This window comes from Butyricimonas sp., assembly GCF_019423355.1.
GTDB lineage: Bacteria > Bacteroidota > Bacteroidia > Bacteroidales > Marinifilaceae > Butyricimonas > Butyricimonas faecihominis.
In genome coordinates this window covers 85,193-105,240 of record NZ_JAHZBP010000012.1, presented here as the reverse complement: position 1 = coordinate 105,240, position 20,048 = coordinate 85,193, and the positions used below count along the sequence as shown (strand labels likewise).

The following is a 20,048-nucleotide window of genomic DNA, read 5'->3' as shown; positions in this document are numbered from 1 at the left end:
TTTTCCGTGGTTGCAATCAGCCAAATCTTTCCACTTTTTCGAGGGGCAAAGATAGATTTTTATTAGATAGGAATGAAACTTTCTTTTGTAAAATGAGTATTTTTGTTATTAAAGAATGTAATTATGGGACACGATCATTCACATACCGGGCATCAACACGCTCATGGAGAGAGTACAAAGAATTTAGGTATTGCTTTTTTCCTGAATCTGGGATTTGCCGTTATCGAGATTGTCGGGGGAATATGGACCAATTCGGTGGCTATTATTTCCGATGCGGTACATGATTTCGGGGATGCTTTTTCTATCGGGGTTTCTTATTTTCTGGAACGTTATTCGAGAAAGAAGAGGACCGTGACATTTACTTACGGGTATAAACGATTTTCGACGCTGGGGGCGTTAATCAATTCGATCGTGTTGCTGGTAGGGTCGATCTTCGTGTTCATGGAGACGATTCCCCGTCTATTTCATCCCGCGGAGGTGAATTACTCCGGGATGATGTGGTTGGCGGTGGCGGGACTTGTCGTGAACGGGTTCGCTGCCTTGCGGTTGATGAAAGGAAATTCGATCAGCCAGCGGGCTGTGATGTTGCATTTGCTGGAGGACGTGCTGGGATGGGTGGCCGTGTTGATCGGTAGCGTGATTATTCGTTACACGGGATGGTATTTTATCGATCCGCTACTTTCGGTTTGTATCGGGGTGTTTATTCTGACGAACGTGTGTCGGAATTTGTACACAATTTTCAGAATCCTTTTGCAAGCTACACCAGAGCATATGCCGGAGGATAAGATAAAGGCCATTTTACTGGAGGTGCCGAACGTGAAGAACGTGCATGACCTGCACGTGTGGACGCTAGACGGGGAAAGGAATATCGCTTCGGCTCACCTGATTGTGGCAGATGATATTTCCCGGACGGATGCCATCCGGGTGAAACATGATGCCGTGGATCGGTTGAAGGAGGCGGGCATAGATCACCTGACCGTGGAAATCGAGTTCGAAGGGGAGGGATGTTATAGTTGTCCCGTGGAATGACGGGAGGCATCAATCCGTTCCGTGAACTCGGAGATTTCGGGAAGGAAGTTCTCGTCGAGACGGGCGAATTCCTTGGCAAAGTTTAGGCCTTTTTCAAGTGCTTGTAATTTCTGAGAATGACGATTTGTTTTTTCGTAGATGGTAGCCAAGTTCCAGCAAGCGGCCAGAATGGATGGCGGCGTTTCGTACTCGTCGTCGTACGTGTCCTCGTAAGCGGAAACAGAGCGACTGAACATCTGTTCCGCGGATTCCCAGTTGCCCCGGTCATAATGGTGTTGACCTAATCGAAACAAGTAGCTGGCTAGGGGTGTTACGAGGTAATCGTTATGGCGAACCAGTTTAACGGATTGTTCGTAACTTTCCAGTCCTTCCAGTAAAATAGAATCGAGTGTTTCGGGAGTTGTCATGATCTCTTGCAGGTAGGGATCGTCAATAGAAAGCCATTTGTAATCTAGGCTTTCGTTCAAGTCTATGTGTATACGTTTATTCCCGGTATACGCGAACACGAAACGAAAATCGTGATGATAGTGCTGATCTTCGTTTTTCTTCTCGTTACGTGGAATCGGGTGGGAATTGATCTCGACGCAATAGGGCTTATTTTTAATGAGGTTGATGGGAATCAGTTGTTCGGCTGTCAGTCCGGTTTCTTCTTCCACTTCCCGTAATGCAGCTTCGAAGAGAGAATCATCGTCGAGGTCTACGTGGCCACCGGGAATATGCCATTTATCAAGGGTCTTGTGGTGTAGTAACAGGACTTCACGGGTGGGAATGTGGATGATCGTTCCGCTTGCCGTGATGTGTCCGGTGAAATTTTTACGGTCACACAAATCTTCTTCGTCGAAGTTGTTGAATAGTTCGATGAACTTTTTACTTGCCCCGTTTTTCAGGTATTTCAAGTGTTTTTGTATTTCCAATTTCGTTACCATAGTCGCTAAATCCCCTTTTAATGGTTGATTTGTAAAAATACACTTTTTTTATTTTCAAGTACTCGTTTGGGGAATGTAATTTTATAAAATAGAGTTTGTAATGAAAATATTTTTCATTTTTAGCGTGACTTACGTAAATATTTTAGAAAGTATTCGTATATTTGTGATGGAATAAACACGATTCTTTTTGAAAAACGGAGAGCTATGAATGACTCGAATACCATAAATAAAGGTTCACTACCGGGATTGAAGGAGAAACGGTACTTGCAGAAGAAAGCAATTATCGGGTTTCTTTACCGGATGGGAGAGTTGTCCAAGCCTGAGATTTGTCGCCTGACAAACGTGACCACGCCGACGGTTAGTCGCATGATTGAAGAGTTGATCGAAGAGGGATGGGTGATTGACAGGGGATGCGGAAATTCGATCGGGGGTAAACGTCCTCACGTGTTTTCATTAAATCCGGATGCCGCGTATATATTAGGAGTGGATATTGGTAGGGAGTACCTGCGGGTGGCTATCTTCAATTTGAAGAATGAGCCGATTGAGGGTATTCTGGAATATCCCTCGATTTTGGAAGAGCAGGATGATGAGGCGACTCTCCGTTATGTGCGGGAGAAGATTGACGAGACGATCGGGCATTTGAATATAGATCGGGCAAAGATCAAGATGGCAGGTTTCGCTCTTCCGGGATTGATCGATCGGGAGGGAACTTCATATACTTATTTGACGTATGAACAACCGGGTATAAAGAGTATTTTGGAGGAAATGCTGCAAATCCCGGTATTTATTGATAACGATTCTAACGTGATGGCCATGGCGGAACACACGTTCGGGGTAGCCAAAGACGTGAATAACGTTTTGTGTATTAGCGTGAACGAGTGTATCGGTTTGGGGATGATCCTGAATTCGAAATTATATCGCGGGGGAATTGGTATGGCGGGAGAGTTCGGGCATATCCGTATTTCAGGGCTGGAGGCTCCATGTCATTGCGGAAAGATCGGTTGCTTGGAAACTGTGTCTTCGGGACGGGCTATCGAGAAGGTGGCAGGCAAGCCGTTACAGGATATTATCGAGGCGGCCCGGAAAGATGATATTTCGGCTATCGACCTCTTGCATCGTGCAGGGGAGAAGTTGGGAGAGGGAATTGCCACGATGGTACATTTGTTTAACCCGGACATGGTTGTCATCGGCGGGGAGATCGTGCAAGCGGGCGATTTGATGCTGGTCCCGGTTCAACAGGCAATAAATAAGTACGCTTTGGCTCGTATGCGAGGACATTGCGAGTTGAAGATGAGTAATCTGGGCGTTTATTCGGCGATATTGGGTACGTTGATGATGGTCATGGAACATTTGTATGATGACACGGAATGCGGGTACTCGCTTTATTAACAAGGAAAAAATTAAAGATAAAGATATGATGATTACTAAAAACTACATCGCTAAGGGCGAGGGTGCCAACAGGTTCGAGAAGATTCCTGTTCAGATTTATGAAACAGCGGACGAGGCTGTGAAGGCCGTTGCCCGTGAGATTGTGGATTTGGTACAAACGAAAGCGGCTAGCGGTGAAAAGTGCGTTTTAGGTTTGGCGACCGGGGTTTCCCCGATCAAGTTGTATCAAGAGCTGGTGAGGCTGCACCGGGAAGAAGGCGTTTCTTTCCGTAACGTGGTTACGTTCAATTTGGACGAGTATCTGCCGATGCCGAAAGAGTCGGAGCAGAGCTACCATTATTTCATGCACCACCATTTGTTTGATCATATAGATATTGACCCGAAGAATATTCATATCCCGGACGGAACGCTGGAAGGGGATGAGATAGATAAATTCTGTCGGGATTACGAGAAGGCGATCGATGCTGCCGGGGGAATTGACCTCCAGATATTGGGTATCGGACGTACGGGACATATCGGTTTTAACGAGCCGGGGTCTTTTATCACGTCCCAGACCCGGAAGGTGTTCTTGAATGACTTGACGATAAAAGACGCGATAAAGGATTTCGGAAGTAGGAATCTGGTACCCACGAAAGCGATCACGATGGGAGTCGGGACGATTATGCAGGCCCGGAGAGTGATTCTGATGGCGTGGGGAGAGAAAAAGGCTCCGATTATCAAGGCTACCGTGGAAGGACGGGTGTCTGATTCGGTTCCGGCAACTTTCTTGCAGATGCATTCTAACGTGCAATTTATTATTGATGAGAGTGCGGCTAGCGAATTGACCCGGGCGGATTACCCGTGGTTGGTGAGCAAGGTGGATTGGGATGATAAGCTGATTCGTAAAGCGGTGATCCGGTTGTGCCAGAAGTTGAAAAAGCCCATTTTAAAAGTCGAAGATAAAGATTATCAAGATAACGGTTTGAGCGATCTGATCGAGAAGTTTGGTTCTGCAAACAAGGTGAATATTGCCGTGTTTAATGATATGCAGCACACCATTTCCGGGTGGCCGGGAGGGAAACCTAACGCGGATGATTCAACCCGTCCGGAGAGAGCGAATCCTTACCCGAAACGAGTGTTGATTTTCAGCCCGCATCCGGATGATGACGTGATCTCGATGGGAGGAACGGAGGCCCGTTTGGTGGAACAGGGGCATGAGGTGCATGCGGTTTATCAAACATCCGGGAACATTGCCGTGTTTGATGATTACTTGTACGAGATGATGGATATTGCTGACTTGTTCGCCCAAAATATGGGAGTGTCCGGCGAGGGGTACAAGCAGGTGAAGGAGACGATTCGGAATCTGAAACCGGAGGGAAGTGAACCTAAAGAGGTGCTGAAGTTCAAGACGGCCTTGCGGGCAGCAGAGGCTTTGGCCGCTTGTCGGTTTATGGGCATCCCCTCGGAGAGAGTACATTTTTTGAATTTACCTTTCTATGAAACGGGTTCCGTGAAAAAGAACCCGTTGGGAAAAGAAGATATTGATATTATCGTGAATCTGTTGCGGGAGGTGAAACCTCACCAGATTTATGCTGCCGGAGACTTGGCCGATCCGCACGGAACGCATAGTGTTTGTCTGGATGCGATCATGCAGGCTTTTGACGTCGTATGTGAGGATGACTGGTTCAAGGATTGTTACGTGTGGTTGTACCGCGGGGCTTGGTTGGAATGGGAGATCGAGAAGGTGGATATGGCGGTGCCGGTAAGCCCGTCGGAGTTATCCATCAAACGACAAGCGATTTACCGACACGGTTCACAGAATAACGGACCGGCATACCCGGGAGATGATCCTCGCGAGTTCTGGCAGCGAGCCGAAGACCGTAACCGTAACACGGCCGACTTGTATAACAAGTTGGGAATGGCGGAGTACGAGGCGATGGAGGTCTTCGTGCGCTATAAGCATAGGAAATAAATGTTGTGTTTTATATTTTTTTTGCTGGAGCGGGGTCTGTTTTTAGACCCCGTTTCTTTTTTCGCCTATGGCGAGTTGCGGGTTTCAAGTTTTAAAAGAACGAGCCAAAGATGTAACCTGATACGGTTGCCATGATGATAACGAGAGCAACATACACGATTGTCTTTTGGGTTCCCATGACGCCACGAATAACCAGCATATTCGGTAAGGATAAGGATGGCCCGGCCAGTAATAATGCTAGAGCGGGACCTTTACCCATGCCAGAGGCAAGCAGGCCTTGGATAATCGGCACCTCGGTCAGGGTGGCGAAATACATGAATGCACCCGTGAAACTGGCGAAAAAGTTCGAAAGCAGTGAATTTCCGCCTACAGCCCACTCGATCCAATGATTGGGAATGATCCCGGCGATAGCCGTGTCATCATGTGTTGAACCTAATAGGAATCCAGCGAAAACAACTCCAATTGCCAATAGTGGTAGGATTTGTTTTGCAAATCCCCATGAGGAAAAGGCCCATTCCCGGTTTTCATCATCCCGTTTGTCAAAAAGTAGTATCACGGATAATGACGTGATTCCTATAATCATTGGGAGCAAAGGAACCAGCTTGGCATCAGTGATAAACGTGTTGGCGAGAAAGGCGGAAAGTGCCGTCGCAATCGCACCAAGCAATACCCATGTGATAGGTAACTTCAGAATTCGGATGAGTGACCAGCAGAAGAACAGGGCGAGGATTCCCGTGATGTACCACTTATAGGTAAATACATAAAACCATAATCCTTTGTCAGATGCGGCAGGGGCTCCCCAATTGGCGAAGACAAGGATGAGTACCATCGTGAAAAAGTGAAATGAAGTTTGCCACATCGGGCGTTTCTCCGGTGGTGGGGTGATGTTCATTTGTTCCTCTTTTTTGGCTTTTTCTTCCTTGCGGAAAATGAATGACATGAGAAGACCGATGATAATGGAAAATGTGATGGCTCCGACGATACGGGCAATACCCATCTCCACGCCCAAGATGCGAGCCGTTAGGATAATTGATAAAATACTGATCGCCGGGCCGGAATAGAGGAAAGCAATGGCCGGGCCTAGTCCGGCTCCGCGTTTGTATATGCTTGTAAATAACGGTAGGATTGTACAAGAGCAAACAGCCAGAATTCCACCGGAGATGGCGGCTATCGTGTAGGATAACCATTTCTTGGCGTTTGCCCCGAAGTATTTGAGTACCGCTCCCTGACTGACGAATACGGCAATGACTCCCGCGATGAGGAATGCGGGGAGCAGGCATAGCACCACGTGTTCTTGCGCGTACCATTTGGCAAGGTCGAGCGTGGCATCAATGGCGGTCATGAACCGCTCATTGCCGAGCGGCATGAAGAAGACCATTGCGAAAATAGCAATCATCCAAAACAGGATGGTCAATTCTTTCTTGTTGTTCATGACGAAAAGGTTATTAAATACCGAGAATCTTTTTGATTTCGCTCTCCGTGGGAACGTGACCTTTGAGTTTGACTTCTCCGTCGACGACGATGGCAGGGGTTGTCATGATGCCATAATTCAGTAATTCAACAATGTCTTCCACTTTTGAAAGTGTTGCATCGAGTTGATTCTCTTTCACGATCTTTTCGATCATTTCATAGGTTGTCTTGCATTTGGCGCAACCGGATCCCAAAACTTTTATTTCCATGATTTAATTTATTTAATTCGTTATGTTACGAACGTTGTTCGTGTGAAAAACTTAGAGATTTATAACCAGACAGTAGTATAACCCGATGGCGGTGAATAACCCGCCTACGATCCAATTCAACCATTTTTGTATGGTTTTTATCTTACCGTAAAAATTGCCGATATGCTGTACGCTGAAAGCCAGAATCCAAGCTGTGGCCAATACGGGTAATGCGGTTGCTAGGGCAAAGAGAACGGGAAGTAGGTAACCGCCTGCCGATGTCGCGGACATCGGGATCAACATGCCGAAATAGAAAACGCCGCTCGTGGGGCAGAACGCCATGGCGAATAATATCCCGAGTAGCAAGGCTCCCCATCCGCCCCGACGGGCTAATCCCTCTCCATTACCTTTGAAACCGAATGACGGCAGGTTGAATTTGTGACCGAACAGCATGAATAACCCTATGAATAATAGTGCGGGTCCGAGTAGCATTTCTCCATATTTGCCGATAAATTTTTGGATACCAAACAGGCTTGAACCTTCTTCTAAAATTAAGATGAGGATAATGCCTAGGAGCGTGTAGGCCATGACACGTCCTAGCGTGTAGAGCAAGCCGTTTCGAAATATCCTGTGGCGGTTCTCGATGTCTTTTCCAATAAAGCCGATGGCGGCAATATTGGTCGCCAGAGGACAAGGGGAAATGGCCGTCAGTAGTCCTAGCAAGAAGGCGGTCAAAGCCGGGGTGGTGCTACTATCCAATAAAGATTGTAACCATTCCATAGATGTTTATTTTAGTAGTTGCCGAATCTTTTGGGTCACGTTTGCCTTGAATGTATCTGGAGCGGAAAGAGCCTTTGCAAAAGCATATTCGGTTAGGTTCTCGGTGGAATCCTTGCCATTTTTCCATTTCGTGATAAAGAGTGAAGACCACGTGACCTCGTATTTGTTGATGATCTCTTCATTTTCAGATTGAGAGATGTCAATGGATTTGAATACTAGGCTGCCGTCTTTCAGTTCGTCGGCAAATAGGGTTTCCACCGTTTCTTTGGTATTTTTTTCGATTGCCGCACAGGTTATACAGCGTTGCTTGCCATGGAAATAGAGAACTTCCACATGATCTTTTGGTGGTTGTTGTTCTTGGGCTTTGCTGCCTTTTGTGTTTTTGTTGCCGCATGCGAAAAGGCTTAGACACATTGTTAACAGTAGAATTACTTTCATAACGTTTTAATTTAATTGATTGTTATTGATATTAATTTATTGTGTTTGTATTTCGTCAAACTACGAACAATATAGCTAATAAAATAGTTGTTACTAACAACAACTACTTTTTTTCGTGTTGTCATGATCAAACAAGCGTACGAATAAATTCTTGGCGATGGCCCAGTTCTCTCGATTAATGCAGTATCGAACTTTGGGAGGCTCGATGGAGCCTTGAATTAGTCCAGAGTCTTTTAACTCTTTCAAATGCTGGGAAACGGTGGCCTTCGATATGGGTAAGACCTCATGGATGTCACCGAAAAAACAACAATTCTGTTGGGCCAGAAAGTTGAGTATGGCGATTCGTGCCGGATGCCCCATCGCTTTTGCGAAACGGGCGAGTTGCTCTTGATCTATGGTGTATTCTTTCGTTTCCATTCTTAGCTTTATTTATTGTTCGTAAAATTACGAATAATATTAATTCAAGCAAAACGAATGGATAATATTTTTTTATTATTACAATAAATGGACTTGCTAATCAGCTTTTACGTTCGATCTCCCGGAGGTTTTCCATTTTCTTTTTCCGCAAGAAACCTTGGATGTCTTCTAAGTGTTCCTTTACTTTCTTGTTGCCGAATTCGTAGACCTTGTGGACGAGTCCGGTGAGGAAATCACGGTCATGAGACACGACGATCAAGGTGCCATCGAACTCTTTCAAGGCATTTTTCAGGATGTCCTTGGTACGGAGGTCGAGGTGGTTCGTCGGCTCGTCGAGAATCAACAGGTTCACGGGAGAGAGCAACAACTTGATCATGGCCAATCGGGTACGCTCTCCACCGGACAGGACTTTCACCTTTTTGTCGATGTCGTCACCGCTGAACATGAAAGCTCCCAGCATATCCTTGATTTTGTGTTTCAGCTCCATGGGAGTTACGTCGTCGATGGTCTGGAAAACGGTAAGGCTTTCGTCCATGAGAGAGGCTTGGTTTTGGGCGAAATAGCCAATCTTCACGTTATAGCCTAATGTCAGTTTTCCGTTATAGGGAATTTCACCCATGATACATTTTACCAGCGTGGACTTTCCTTCCCCGTTACGACCGACGAAAGCGACTTTCTCTCCCTTCTCAATCGTGAAGTGGGCATCTTGGAACACGATGTGTCCGTCATAGTCTTTTGTAAGCTCTTCCGCGATCACCGGGTATTTACCGGAGTTCGGGGCGGGCGGGAATTTTAGTCTCAGTGCGGAAGTGTCTTCCTCGTCAACTTCCAATATTTCCAGTTTCTCCAACATTTTCACGCGGGATTGTACCTGTAAGGTCTTGGAATAGGTTCCCTTAAAACGCTCGATAAATTCTTTCGTCTCGGCGATCATCTTTTGCTGTTCGTCGTAGGCCTTTTGTTGCTGTACGCGTCGTTCTTGGCGTAGTACGAGGTATTGGGAGTAATTTACCTTGTAGTCGTAAATACGGCCCATGGTGACCTCGATCGTTCGGGTGGTGATGTTGTCAACAAATGTCCGGTCGTGGGAGATCACGACGACAGCTTTTCCGTTATTCACGAGAAAATCCTCCAGCCATTGAATCGAATCAATGTCAAGGTGGTTGGTAGGCTCGTCAAGTAGCAACACGTCCGGGTTTTTAAGCAACATTTTAGCCAACTCGATACGCATGCGCCAACCTCCACTGAAATCGGCTGTCGGGCGGTTGAAATCTTCCCGTTGGAATCCGAGACCCAACAATACCTTTTCAACATCCGCCTCGTAATGCGTGGAGTCGATGCTATAAAATTTCTCGCTGAGGGCGGATACGTCTTCAATGAGTTTGTAATACTCTGGAGAATCGTAGTCCGTTCTTTCGGTGAGTTGTTGATTCAACCGTTCAATCTCTTTCTCCATCTCGAAAAGGTGGGCGAATGCCTGTGCCGTTTCATCGAAAACGGTTCTTTCGTTATGGGTCATTAAATGTTGCGGTAGGTAAGCAATAACAGTTTCCTTCGGGTAGGAGATATTTCCCCGGGAGGCTTGGCGTTCTCCCGCCAGAATTTTTAATAACGTGGATTTACCTGCCCCGTTCTTTCCCATGAGGGCAATCCGGTCCTTGTCGTTAATAACAAATGAAATATCTTTAAAAAGCGCTCTGTCTCCAAATTCTACTGTTAATCCGTCTACTGAAATCATATTTAATTGAAAATTGAAAGTTGAAAATTGAAAATGAATTTACATTTTCAAATAGCGGTGCGAAGATAAGATAATTTGTTTATATTTGCGATATGAACGATTACAAGTCGTTTGATAAATTATAAATCTGAAGTTTATGAAGACAACATTTATTTCTAATCGTCAATTTCAAGTGAGGGGAACGAACTTTGAATCTTTCAAAGGAATGGGCCGTGCTTGTTGTTGCTGTTGTTGTCTTTAATCCTGCCATTTATATTTCTATAAACGTTTTTCGATAGGCAGTGATTGTCTCTCCGGTAGGTTTGGTGTATTCAAACTGGCGGGTGGAGAGTGTAATTTAAAATCGTGAATCATAAATCAAAAATAATCATGTTGGTAAAGAAGAACATTCTTGAAACCATAGGGCATACACCTATGGTACGTATTAATCGTTTGGGCCAGAATCCGAACGTGAATATTTACGCCAAGTTGGAGGGATTTAATCCCACGGGTAGTATTAAAGATCGTATCGCCTTGCAGATGATCGAACAGGCAGAACGGGAGGGGCGTTTGATGCCCGGTAAAACCATTATCGAACCGACTTCCGGGAACACGGGGATTGGTTTGGCTATTATCGGTATCGTGAAAGGTTATCCCGTGGAGATTGTGATGAGTGAGGCGGTGTCCGTGGAGCGGAGAAAGATTATCCGTTCGTACGGGGGCAAGGTCATTCTGACTCCAGCGGCGGAGGGGACGGATGGGGCTATCCGGAAGGCGCATCAACTTGTGGAAGAAAACCCCGGAAAATATTTCATGCCCGACCAGTTCAGTAATGCCGGGAATTATCAGGCACATTACGAGAACACGGCCATTGAGATCTGGCAACAGATGGAGGGGGAGATTGATTACTTGGTGAGTGCCTTGGGAACGTCGGGGACAATCATGGGAATATCCCGTTTCTTGAAAAGATGTAAGCCGGATATAAAAGTCGTGTCTGCGCATCCCGTGAAGGGGCATTACATTCAAGGTCTAAAGAATATGGAAGAGGCGATTGTTCCGGCTATTTACGATCCCTCCCGGATAGATATACAGGTGATGGTGGAGAGCGAGGAGGCTATTGCCATGGCTCGAGAGATTATTGTCCGGGAAGGTATTTTTGCTGGGATGAGTAGCGGGGCTGCCATGGTGGCAGCTCTGAAGACCGCAGAACAGATAGATACGGGTAACATTGTGGTTATTTTCCCCGATAGGGCAGAAAAGTATCTGAGTACTTCGATGTTTGGGAATTTGGTAGATTATTAAGCGTCAGGGATTTTCTGTTTGTCGATCAATTTTGGCTCTCTTTTTGTAGGATGTTCTGCGAGTGTAAATTTTGTTATAATATTTAAGAACAAATTAAAAGGAATAGTCGTACAATAGAGTTACGAATAAATTATTGTTATGATGGAAATATCAGATATAGGATTGATCGGATTGGCGGTAATGGGTGAGAATTTGGCTTTGAACTTGGAAAGTAAAGGGTACACGGTCTCTGTTTACAACCGGGTTCACCCGGATCGGGAGAGCGTGGTAACCCGTTTCGTGGAAGGGCGAGGAAAGGGAAAGCGTTTCCACGGGACTTACACGATTGAAGAGTTCGTGGAGTCCATACGCCTGCCGCGGAAGATCATGTTAATGGTGAAGGCCGGGGACCCGGTTGACGAGTTGATCGGGCAATTACTCCCGTGGCTTTCTCCCGGGGACGTTATTATTGACGGGGGAAATTCGGATTACCATGATACGGAACGTCGGGTGAAAATGCTGGAAGAGAAAGGCCTCTATTTTATTGGAGCCGGAATTTCCGGGGGAGAGGAGGGTGCGTTGAACGGGCCTTCTATCATGCCGGGTGGTTCCGTGACGGCTTGGCCACTGGTGAAAGATATATTACAGTCGATTGCGGCAAAACTGGAAGACGGTTCTCCTTGTTGCGAATGGATCGGTCCCGGCGGGGCAGGGCATTACGTGAAGATGGTACATAACGGGATCGAGTACGGGGATATGGAACTGATTGCGGAGGCGTATTCCATGTTGAAGAAAAGAACCGGGTTAGATAACGACGGCTTGGGAGATATTTTTGAGTTGTGGAACCGGGGAGAACTGAATAGTTTTTTGATCGAGATTACTTCACATATTCTGCATTATAAGGAAGAGAACGGTGACTATTTGCTGGATCACATACTGGATGTGGCCGGGCAGAAGGGAACGGGAAAATGGAGCGTGATGGCGGCCTTGGATGAGGGGGACCCGTTGACGCTGGTGTCGGAGGCGGTGTTTGCCCGTTTCATGTCGTCTTTGGTGAACGAAAGAGAGAGAGCGTCCGTGCAGTACCCCTCGGGTAAGGTGGGGGATATGGAGGCTTGCATTACCTTGAACACTTCCGGAATCGAGGCGGTGAGGGATGCCTTGTACGCGGCGAAACTGATCTCTTACGCGCAGGGATTTTCCTTGATGCGCAGGGCCTCCGAGCGAAATGGTTGGAATTTGGATTATGGGACTATCGCTAAAATATGGAGAAAGGGATGTATCATTCGCTCTGTGTTCTTGGAGAGGATTACTCAAGCATTCACGAAGAGTCCGAGATTACAGAATTTGTTATTTGATGCTTTTTTCCACGAGAGAATGGAAAATGCCTTGCCGGCTTTGCGGGGGGTGGTCGTGGATTGCGTGTTTAATGGTATCGCGGCACCTTGTTTTTTCTCGGCACTGAGTTATTTTGACGGGTTACGTAATTTTACTTCCGCGGCGAATCTGATACAGGCGCAACGGGATTATTTCGGGGCGCATACTTACGAACGTACGGATGTCGAAAGGGGTAAGTTTTTCCATACCGACTGGACGGGAAAAGGTGGAAAGACGGTTTCAGGAACTTATAATGTGTAATTATGAATAGACCGGAGGATCAGGTATTAGTCATATTCGGGGCATCGGGTGATTTAACTAAACGAATGTTAATGCCCTCTTTATACGAGTTACACGTGCGGCAGATGTTGCCGGAACGTTTTGTTATTTTGGGAACTTCGAGGAAATCCATGAGCGATGACGAGTTTCGTTTGTCTATTCGTTTGATGTTGCATGAGTTGAAAGGGGAGAAGGGATTGAACGGGGAAGAGGTGGATCGTTTCTTGCAGAAAGTGTACTACCAACCTTTTGATCCCGTGGAAGGTGCTGACGAGTTGGGAGAGCGGGTGATGTTTTTGATGGAGGAAAATGCCATCCCGATGCGGGTGGTATATTATTTAGCAACCCCTCCGAATTCCCAACAGGCAATCACGAAATATATCGGGAGAAGTTGCTTGTTTGGTGTTAAGGAACGGGGCGGGTGGCATCGGATCGTGGTGGAAAAACCTTTCGGGACGAGTCTGGAGACGGCGAAAGAGCTGGATAGTTCCTTGTTACAGGTGTTCCATGAAAAGGAAATTTATCGTATAGACCACTTCTTGGGGAAGGAGACGGTACAGAATATATTGGTTTTGCGTTTCGCGAACGAGATATTCGAGTCCTTGTGGAACCGGAACTACGTGGATTACGTGGAGATATACGCTTTGGAATCGCTCGGAATCGAGAACCGGGGGAAATATTACGAGACAACGGGAGCTTTGCGGGATATGGTGCAGAACCATCTGATGCAGTTGTTGGCTTTCGTGGCTATGGAATCCCCGGCGACGATGGAACCGGAGGTGATTCGGGACGAGACGGTAAAGGTGTTACGTTCACTTCGCCAATGGAAAGGGGAGGATATTCCCCGCAATGTTGTCCGGGCGCAATACGTGGCCGGAGAATCGAAAGGGCAGCCTGTGGTTGGATATTTGCAGGAAAAAGATGTTGCCCCGAATTCCGATATGGAGACTTACGTGGCGTTGAAAGTTTTTATTGACAACTGGCGGTGGAGTCATGTGCCGTTTTATATATATACGGGTAAACGTTTGAAAGACAAGCGTTCCGGGGTGGTGATTCATTTCAAGTCCACGCCGCACAAGTTATTTCAGGGACAATGCGAGGGTTCGTCTTGTAACCAGTTGATTATTCGTATGACACCAGATGAAGGGGTGATGTTGAAGTTTGGGTTGAAAATGCCGGGTGGCGGCTTTACGGTGAAACAAGTGGGGATGGATTTCCTGTATGCCTCGCTTTGTAACAATTATCTGCCGGGAGCCTACGAGCGTTTGTTGCTGGATGCCATGCAGGGAGATTCGATGCTTTACACGCGGGATGATGCCTTGGAAGCTAGTTGGAAGTTTATCGATCCGATCGTGAACTATTGGCGGGAACATCCGGGAGAGCATTTGCGAACGTATACCGCCGGAAGTGAGGGGCCGGATTTGAGTGATGTGTGGGACGTGGCTCCACCTGTTTCGAAAGAAGATAAAAATGTTTGTTGGTTATGATATTAGATGCACATGCGGGATTAGTACTTGAAGGTGGTGGAATGAGAGGCGTATTTACTGCCGGGGCGTTAGATTTCTTGATGGATAAAAAGGTTTATTTCCCTTACACGATCGGAGTTTCTGCCGGGGCGTGTAACGGGCTTTCCTATGCCTCCCGTCAGCGGGGACGGGCAAAGACGTGTAATATTGATTTGTTGGATAAGTACCATTATATCGGTTTCCGTTATTTTTTCACGAAACGGAGTATCATGGATTTTGACCTTATTTTTGATGAATTCCCGACCCGGATTATCCCGTACGATTATGATACTTACTTTGCCTCCCCAGAGCGTTTCGTGATGGTGACGAGTAATTGCAGGACGGGAGAGGCGAATTATTTCGAGGAAAAGCATGATCCGGTACGTTTGCTGAATATTTGTCGGGCCTCTTGCAGTCTGCCTTTTGTTTGTCCGGTCTCTTACGTGGACGGGGAACCCATGCTGGACGGGGGAATCTGTGATGCCATTCCGATCCGGAAAGCAATAGCCGACGGGTTCGATCGTAACGTGGTGATCCTAACTCGTAATAAAGGTTACCGGAAAGATGAAAAAGAGAAATCATTGCCTTGGTTCATGTATCGTAAATATCCGGCATTACGGGAGAGCTTGAGGATAAAGAATAAACGTTATAACGAGACTCTTGATTTTTTGGAACAGTTGGAACGGGAGAAGAAAGTGGTTTTGATTCGTCCGGAGAAACCGTTGGAGGTGGATCGGATCGAACAAGACGTGACGAAATTAACGGACTTGTATAATCAAGGGTACGAATGTGCCCGTAAAGTATTTAGTATTTAATATTGCGGTTATGGAAGAGCTTACATTGACAACACCTTCTATTTTATTCTCGGCTATATCGTTGATCATGCTGGCTTATACGAATCGTTTTTTGGCGTATGCCCAAGTGATCCGGAATTTGAAGGGTGAACATGAGAATCGGCCGAGTGCGATGACCAAATTGCAACTGGATAATTTACGAAAGCGGCTTTATATGGCTCGGTCGATGCAAATTTACGGGGTGATCAGTTTGTTGCTTTGCGTGGTTTGTACTTTCTTTATTTATATTGGGTTACAAACTTTGGCGATTTACACGTTCGGAGTAGCTTTGTTGCTGTTAGTGATTTCATTGGGAATTTCCGTGAAAGAGATATTGATCTCGGTGAAGGCGTTGGAATTTAGGCTGGATAACGTGGAGGCGGAAAAGGAGAGCAAGAAACAAAAGTAGTTTGCGGGGATGGAGGAATAGATAACAGATGTAGGATCGATAAGAGATGTTGTAGTATTTGACTTGTAATTTTGGATTAAAATAATGCAATGTTGCAAATTATTTGTATATTTGCATTCTGAAAGAACTTGAATTCTGCATACAGAAAACAGTCGGTCCGGCAGATCATCACACCAAAATAGAAACACTGCCTTCTCTAATACCATATCATTCCCGACTGTTTTCTTCTTTCTATAAATTTTGATTTAGGTCAATGGGGTTGTTGTGTAAATCTGTATTTTTGAATCGAAATTAGGATGATATGATAAAAGCTGTATTTTTTGATATTGACGGGACGTTGGTTAGCTTTAAGACCCATCGGGTTCCGGGTTCTACGAAGAGAGCGATTGCTATTTTACGTGCCAAAGGTATTCGGGTATTCATTGCGAGTGGGAGGCAATTGTTGGCTATTAATAATTTAGAAGACCTGCAATTTGACGGTTATGTTACTTTAAACGGAGGGTATTGTATCGTGGGGGAGCAAGTGATTTATAAACATAGTATGCCATCGGAAGATATGGTTTCTTTGGTGCGATACATGGAAGAGCAAGAGAGTTTTCCCTGTATCTTTGTTCATGAAAATGCATTTTATATCAATTACACGAACGAACGGACGAACGAGATTTTTCGTTTACTGAACTTCCCGAAACCGCCTGTCCTGCCTTTACGGGAGGCTGCCGAAGGAGAGGTTTTCCAGTTGGTGGCATTTTTCACGAAAGAACAGGAGAAAGCGATTATGGCTGCCATACCTCATTGTGAGGCAACCCGGTGGAATCCATTGTTTTCGGATGTTATTCCGAAAGGAAGTAGTAAGCAAGTGGGGGTAGATAAAATGTTGGATTATTTTGGAATATCGTTGGAGGAATCAATGGCTTTCGGAGATGGAGGGAATGATGTTCTCATGTTGAAACATGTCGGGATCGGGGTGGCTATGGGAAATGCGGAAGATGAAGTAAAGCTGGCAGCGGATTATGTTACCGATTCCGTGGATGAGGGTGGAATTGAAAAGGCTTTACGGCATTTCGGGGTGATTTAGTTGTTTAAATAACTACCCCCACTAACTCCCCCTTGCACAGGGGGAGAAATCGCTTGGTAATCGGCTCTTCCCCTGTGTAAGGGGGAGTTGGAGGGGGTAGTATAGATTTAGTCTTGTTTTTTATCTATGATTTCCCGAATTTCATTCGTGATCTGCGTGTCTGTCAAATGATTTTCTTTTAACAGCTCTTCCAGAACAAAGCGATCGGCAAATTCTTTCTTCAGACCGTAGTTCTTGACCTTCATCTCGGAATCCCCGTAATAGCGGGCAATCTTTTCCCCGAAACCGCCATCCAGCACACCGTCTTCCAGCGTGATCACCAGCTGGTGATTAGCCTTTAAATCTTTCAGCATCTGTTTGTCAAGTCCCGTGATATAACGAGGATTGATCAGTGTGGCTTGGACTCCGGTTGCCTCTTGCAACTTTCGACACACGGACTCTCCCAGCGGGTAGAAATTTCCAAGTGCGATGATGGCCACCCGTTCTCCTTGACAGGTAATTTTATAACGGTTTAGTTCGCTGTAATCCGTGTCAAAGGTCTCACCTCTTTCGATGACAACCGGCCCCGGAACACGAACGGCAACAGGGTGCGTTGTTTGTTTGATGCCCCATTCCAGCATGGCGAAATATTCCTCTTTGCAAGTCGGGGCCAAGTACACGATATTCGGTATATTGCTGATAAGTGGAATATCAAAGAATCCGAGGTGTGTTTCATCATTCATCCCGGCAGAGCCGCCAAGGAACACCGAAATAACTGCCGGGTTCCGGTTGATACACAAATCTTGTGACAATTGGTCATAGCACCGCTGGATAAACGTGCTGTAAACACCGTACACGGGTCTCCCGCCATTAGCAGCGATTCCGGATGCGAGAGCTACAGCATGTTCCTCGGCGATCCCCACATCTACAAATTGTTTTCCGGCTTGTTGTCTGCGTTCGGGATTAAAACCGATTACTGCGGGTGTTCCCGAGGAAATAGCCACCACGGTAGGGGCTTTTTGCATTTGTTCCAGTAGGAATTTTCCTGTCAGGTTGCAATAATCTTCCGTGTTTCCCCCATCAGATAACGGTTGTCCGGTCTCTAGGTTGAACGGCATACCCCAGTGGTATCTTTCTTTGTAGGTTTCAGCGGGAGTGTATCCCTTCCCTTTTAGCGTGTGGATATGCACGACCACGGGATGAGAAACGTCTTTTACCCGTGTGAAGGCGTGTATCAAAGCGGTAATGTCGTTACCGTCTTTCACGTAGACGTAATCAAGCCCGAGAGACTTGAAAAAATTGCAGGGCGCTTGCCCGTCAGAGTCTCTCAAGGCTTTCAAGTTCTGGTACAAACCACCATGATTTTCGGCAATAGACATTTCATTGTCGTTGACCACCACGATCAAATTGGTACCTGTTTCTCCCGCATTACTTAATCCTTCATAGGCCTCTCCACCACTTAGAGAACCGTCACCGATCACGGCGATAATATTTTCACGATCTCCCTTCAGGTCTCTGGCTTTGGCTAACCCGCAGGCAAGACTCACGGAAGTTGACGTGTGACCGATCGTGAAGAAATCGTGCTTGCTTTCCCGTGGGGTGGTATAACCGGTTACCTCGTCGTACTCTTCCGCGTGAAGAAAGGCATCCTTACGTCCGGTTAACATTTTGTGAACGTAACTTTGATGCGATACGTCATACACGATTTTGTCCACTGGCGAGTTGAACACGTAGTGTAGGGCTATCGTGGCCTCAACCATTCCTAGGTTAGGACCGATATGTCCGCCATGAGCGCTTAGTTTGGTTAGTAAAGCGTGGCGAATTTCATTCGCCAGTATATTTAAATTTTCGATGGAAAGACGTTTCACGTCTTCCGGGGAGTTAATGTTTTCTAGATACATAGTTTTATAAATTTATACTCGTTTTCCTGTTTCGTATGCCTCCTGCATGGCCGGGTTCCCTTTGATTTCTCCGACGTGCCATACGCCTAGTCCGAAGACCACCCCTTTGATGGTAGGATTCTCCAGACAATCAAGAAATCCTTGGAACGTGTCCACGGTGCGCATCATTTTTTCTTTATCATCTTCTGCCGCCGTGACGATAAAATAGAACTCTTTGTCGTTCATTTCCGTGTAGAGACCACAGCACCGGTCAATCAAGGTTTTCATCTGGGCACTCATCGTGTAGAAATAGACGGGTGTCGCCATGACAATAACATCTGCAGCCACCATCTTGTCAATGATCTCCGCGGCATCATCCTTTTGCGGGCAAGGTTTATGATGCAGGCTACACGTGCTGCATCCCGTGCAGTAATTAATCTTTTTATCTCGTAAGAAAATCTTTTCAACGTCATTTCCCGCTTCTTTAGCTCCCCGCAGAAATTCGTCGCACAAGGTGTCGGAGTTTCCGCCTTTTCGGGGACTGGAAGAAAGGATTAAAATTCTTTTTGCCATAATATGATTTTTTATAATGATTATTCTAGTATGTTGTACTCGTAATTTTATGCTACAAAATTACATCGCATTCCCTATCCCGTTTGTATATAAATTACGGGGATACGTACCAAAATTACAGATTTTGTTATTTGCGGTAGAGAAGGAGGGGAGGAATAGAAAGATTTTATTCCTCAGAATTTGCTAATGCCTCCTGTTCTTTCTTTGTCAGGCTTTTAGCTACAATGTCGTAGGATTTTTTGACCAGCTCTTTGATTTCCTTGTCCGGCACGTCTTGGTTAAAATAAACGCTGATCCAGTGTTTTTTATTCATGTGCCATCCGGGTTTTATGCCCGAGTATGTGGCTTGTAACTCTTCTCTTTTGTCCGGGGCGCATTTAATACAGCAAAAATCAAATACTTCGATATTTACAAAGCAGAACCATTTGCTTGCCACGTAAAAACATAGGACGTCTTGGCTGTATTTATCGGGAACATTCGGGAAGGGCATCTTCTCGTGTACCCCTTTTAAGGATAAGCAATATTCTCTGAATTCTTCGATATTCATATTTG

19 protein-coding genes are annotated in these 20,048 nt (G+C 45.9%); 9 read left to right on the top strand and 10 right to left on the bottom strand.

Annotated features, from left to right (window positions below):
• The first annotated feature begins 123 nt into the window (after nt 1–123).
• On the top strand, nt 124–1,029 hold the full coding sequence (locus tag QVC79_RS15410; RefSeq protein ID WP_270595521.1) for a cation diffusion facilitator family transporter: 906 nt from the start codon (nt 124–126) through the stop codon (nt 1,027–1,029).
• Here the strand turns inward: QVC79_RS15410 and QVC79_RS15405 are convergent.
• Nucleotides 1,008–1,955, bottom strand: coding sequence for an NUDIX domain-containing protein (locus QVC79_RS15405; RefSeq protein WP_270595522.1), 948 nt, complete (start codon nt 1,953–1,955; stop codon nt 1,008–1,010). The genes QVC79_RS15410 and QVC79_RS15405 overlap by 22 nt on opposite strands.
• 204 nt (nt 1,956–2,159) lie before the next feature.
• On the opposite strand from QVC79_RS15405, the gene QVC79_RS15400 reads away from it, so the two are divergent.
• The gene (locus QVC79_RS15400) at nt 2,160–3,344 is read left to right on the top strand and encodes an ROK family transcriptional regulator (RefSeq protein WP_124316692.1); all 1,185 of its coding nucleotides are present in this window, start codon (nt 2,160–2,162) and stop codon (nt 3,342–3,344) included.
• A gap of 28 nt (nt 3,345–3,372) precedes the next feature.
• Nucleotides 3,373–5,295: a glucosamine-6-phosphate deaminase gene (gene nagB, locus QVC79_RS15395; RefSeq protein WP_416336088.1), complete on the top strand. Its 1,923-nt coding sequence runs from the start codon at nt 3,373–3,375 to the stop codon at nt 5,293–5,295.
• A gap of 91 nt (nt 5,296–5,386) precedes the next feature.
• On the opposite strand, the gene QVC79_RS15390 is transcribed toward nagB, so the two are convergent.
• The 6 genes from QVC79_RS15390 to QVC79_RS15365 all read right to left on the bottom strand — a co-directional run bounded on the left by QVC79_RS15390 (nt 5,387) and on the right by QVC79_RS15365 (nt 10,326).
• Nucleotides 5,387–6,727 (bottom strand): permease, encoded by a 1,341-nt coding sequence (locus tag QVC79_RS15390; protein WP_270595524.1) that lies wholly within the window; start codon nt 6,725–6,727, stop codon nt 5,387–5,389.
• A 13-nt stretch (nt 6,728–6,740) separates the two neighbouring features.
• Entirely contained in the window at nt 6,741–6,974 is a 234-nt protein-coding gene (locus tag QVC79_RS15385; protein ID WP_027202052.1) for a thioredoxin family protein, read from the bottom strand.
• 51 nt (nt 6,975–7,025) lie between these two features.
• On the bottom strand, nt 7,026–7,733 hold the full coding sequence (locus QVC79_RS15380; RefSeq protein ID WP_270595525.1) for an aromatic aminobenezylarsenical efflux permease ArsG family transporter: 708 nt from the start codon (nt 7,731–7,733) through the stop codon (nt 7,026–7,028).
• Between the two features lie 6 nt (nt 7,734–7,739).
• A complete protein-coding gene (locus tag QVC79_RS15375) occupies nt 7,740–8,171 on the bottom strand; it encodes a nitrophenyl compound nitroreductase subunit ArsF family protein (protein WP_221230327.1) in 432 nt (143 codons plus the stop codon).
• Between the two features lie 93 nt (nt 8,172–8,264).
• Nucleotides 8,265–8,588, bottom strand: coding sequence for an ArsR/SmtB family transcription factor (locus QVC79_RS15370; RefSeq protein WP_270595526.1), 324 nt, complete (start codon nt 8,586–8,588; stop codon nt 8,265–8,267).
• 100 nt (nt 8,589–8,688) lie between these two features.
• On the bottom strand, nt 8,689–10,326 hold the full coding sequence (locus QVC79_RS15365; RefSeq protein ID WP_124316697.1) for an ABC-F family ATP-binding cassette domain-containing protein: 1,638 nt from the start codon (nt 10,324–10,326) through the stop codon (nt 8,689–8,691).
• Between the two features lie 372 nt (nt 10,327–10,698).
• Here QVC79_RS15365 and QVC79_RS15360 point away from each other — a divergent pair, with 372 nt between their 5' ends.
• The 6 genes from QVC79_RS15360 to QVC79_RS15335 all read left to right on the top strand — a co-directional run bounded on the left by QVC79_RS15360 (nt 10,699) and on the right by QVC79_RS15335 (nt 17,064).
• Nucleotides 10,699–11,607: a PLP-dependent cysteine synthase family protein gene (locus tag QVC79_RS15360; RefSeq protein WP_270595595.1), complete on the top strand. Its 909-nt coding sequence runs from the start codon at nt 10,699–10,701 to the stop codon at nt 11,605–11,607.
• Nucleotides 11,608–11,748: 141 nt separating this feature from the next.
• Nucleotides 11,749–13,224: a decarboxylating NADP(+)-dependent phosphogluconate dehydrogenase gene (gene gnd / locus QVC79_RS15355; protein ID WP_270595527.1), complete on the top strand. Its 1,476-nt coding sequence runs from the start codon at nt 11,749–11,751 to the stop codon at nt 13,222–13,224.
• Nucleotides 13,225–13,226: 2 nt separating this feature from the next.
• Entirely contained in the window at nt 13,227–14,729 is a 1,503-nt protein-coding gene (gene zwf / locus QVC79_RS15350) for a glucose-6-phosphate dehydrogenase (RefSeq protein ID WP_270595528.1), read from the top strand.
• Nucleotides 14,726–15,562: a patatin-like phospholipase family protein gene (locus QVC79_RS15345; protein ID WP_270595529.1), complete on the top strand. Its 837-nt coding sequence runs from the start codon at nt 14,726–14,728 to the stop codon at nt 15,560–15,562. The genes zwf and QVC79_RS15345 overlap by 4 nt, the downstream gene beginning before the upstream one ends.
• Before the next feature lie 10 nt (nt 15,563–15,572).
• A complete protein-coding gene (locus QVC79_RS15340) occupies nt 15,573–15,989 on the top strand; it encodes a DUF2721 domain-containing protein (protein ID WP_270595530.1) in 417 nt (138 codons plus the stop codon).
• Nucleotides 15,990–16,290: 301 nt separating this feature from the next.
• Nucleotides 16,291–17,064, top strand: coding sequence for a Cof-type HAD-IIB family hydrolase (locus QVC79_RS15335; protein ID WP_270595531.1), 774 nt, complete (start codon nt 16,291–16,293; stop codon nt 17,062–17,064).
• A 107-nt stretch (nt 17,065–17,171) separates the two neighbouring features.
• On the opposite strand, the gene QVC79_RS15330 is transcribed toward QVC79_RS15335, so the two are convergent.
• The 3 genes from QVC79_RS15330 to QVC79_RS15320 form a co-directional block, all read right to left on the bottom strand.
• Complete coding sequence (locus QVC79_RS15330; protein ID WP_270595532.1) at nt 17,172–18,944, bottom strand: 1-deoxy-D-xylulose-5-phosphate synthase; 1,773 nt, start codon at nt 18,942–18,944, stop codon at nt 17,172–17,174.
• A 12-nt stretch (nt 18,945–18,956) separates the two neighbouring features.
• Complete coding sequence (locus QVC79_RS15325) at nt 18,957–19,496, bottom strand: flavodoxin family protein (RefSeq protein ID WP_087421989.1); 540 nt, start codon at nt 19,494–19,496, stop codon at nt 18,957–18,959.
• Nucleotides 19,497–19,662: 166 nt separating this feature from the next.
• Nucleotides 19,663–20,043 carry an MmcQ/YjbR family DNA-binding protein gene (locus tag QVC79_RS15320; RefSeq protein WP_124317885.1) on the bottom strand — a complete coding sequence of 127 codons (381 nt, stop codon included), beginning with the start codon at nt 20,041–20,043 and terminating at the stop codon, nt 19,663–19,665.
• Nucleotides 20,044–20,048: the final 5 nt, after the last annotated feature.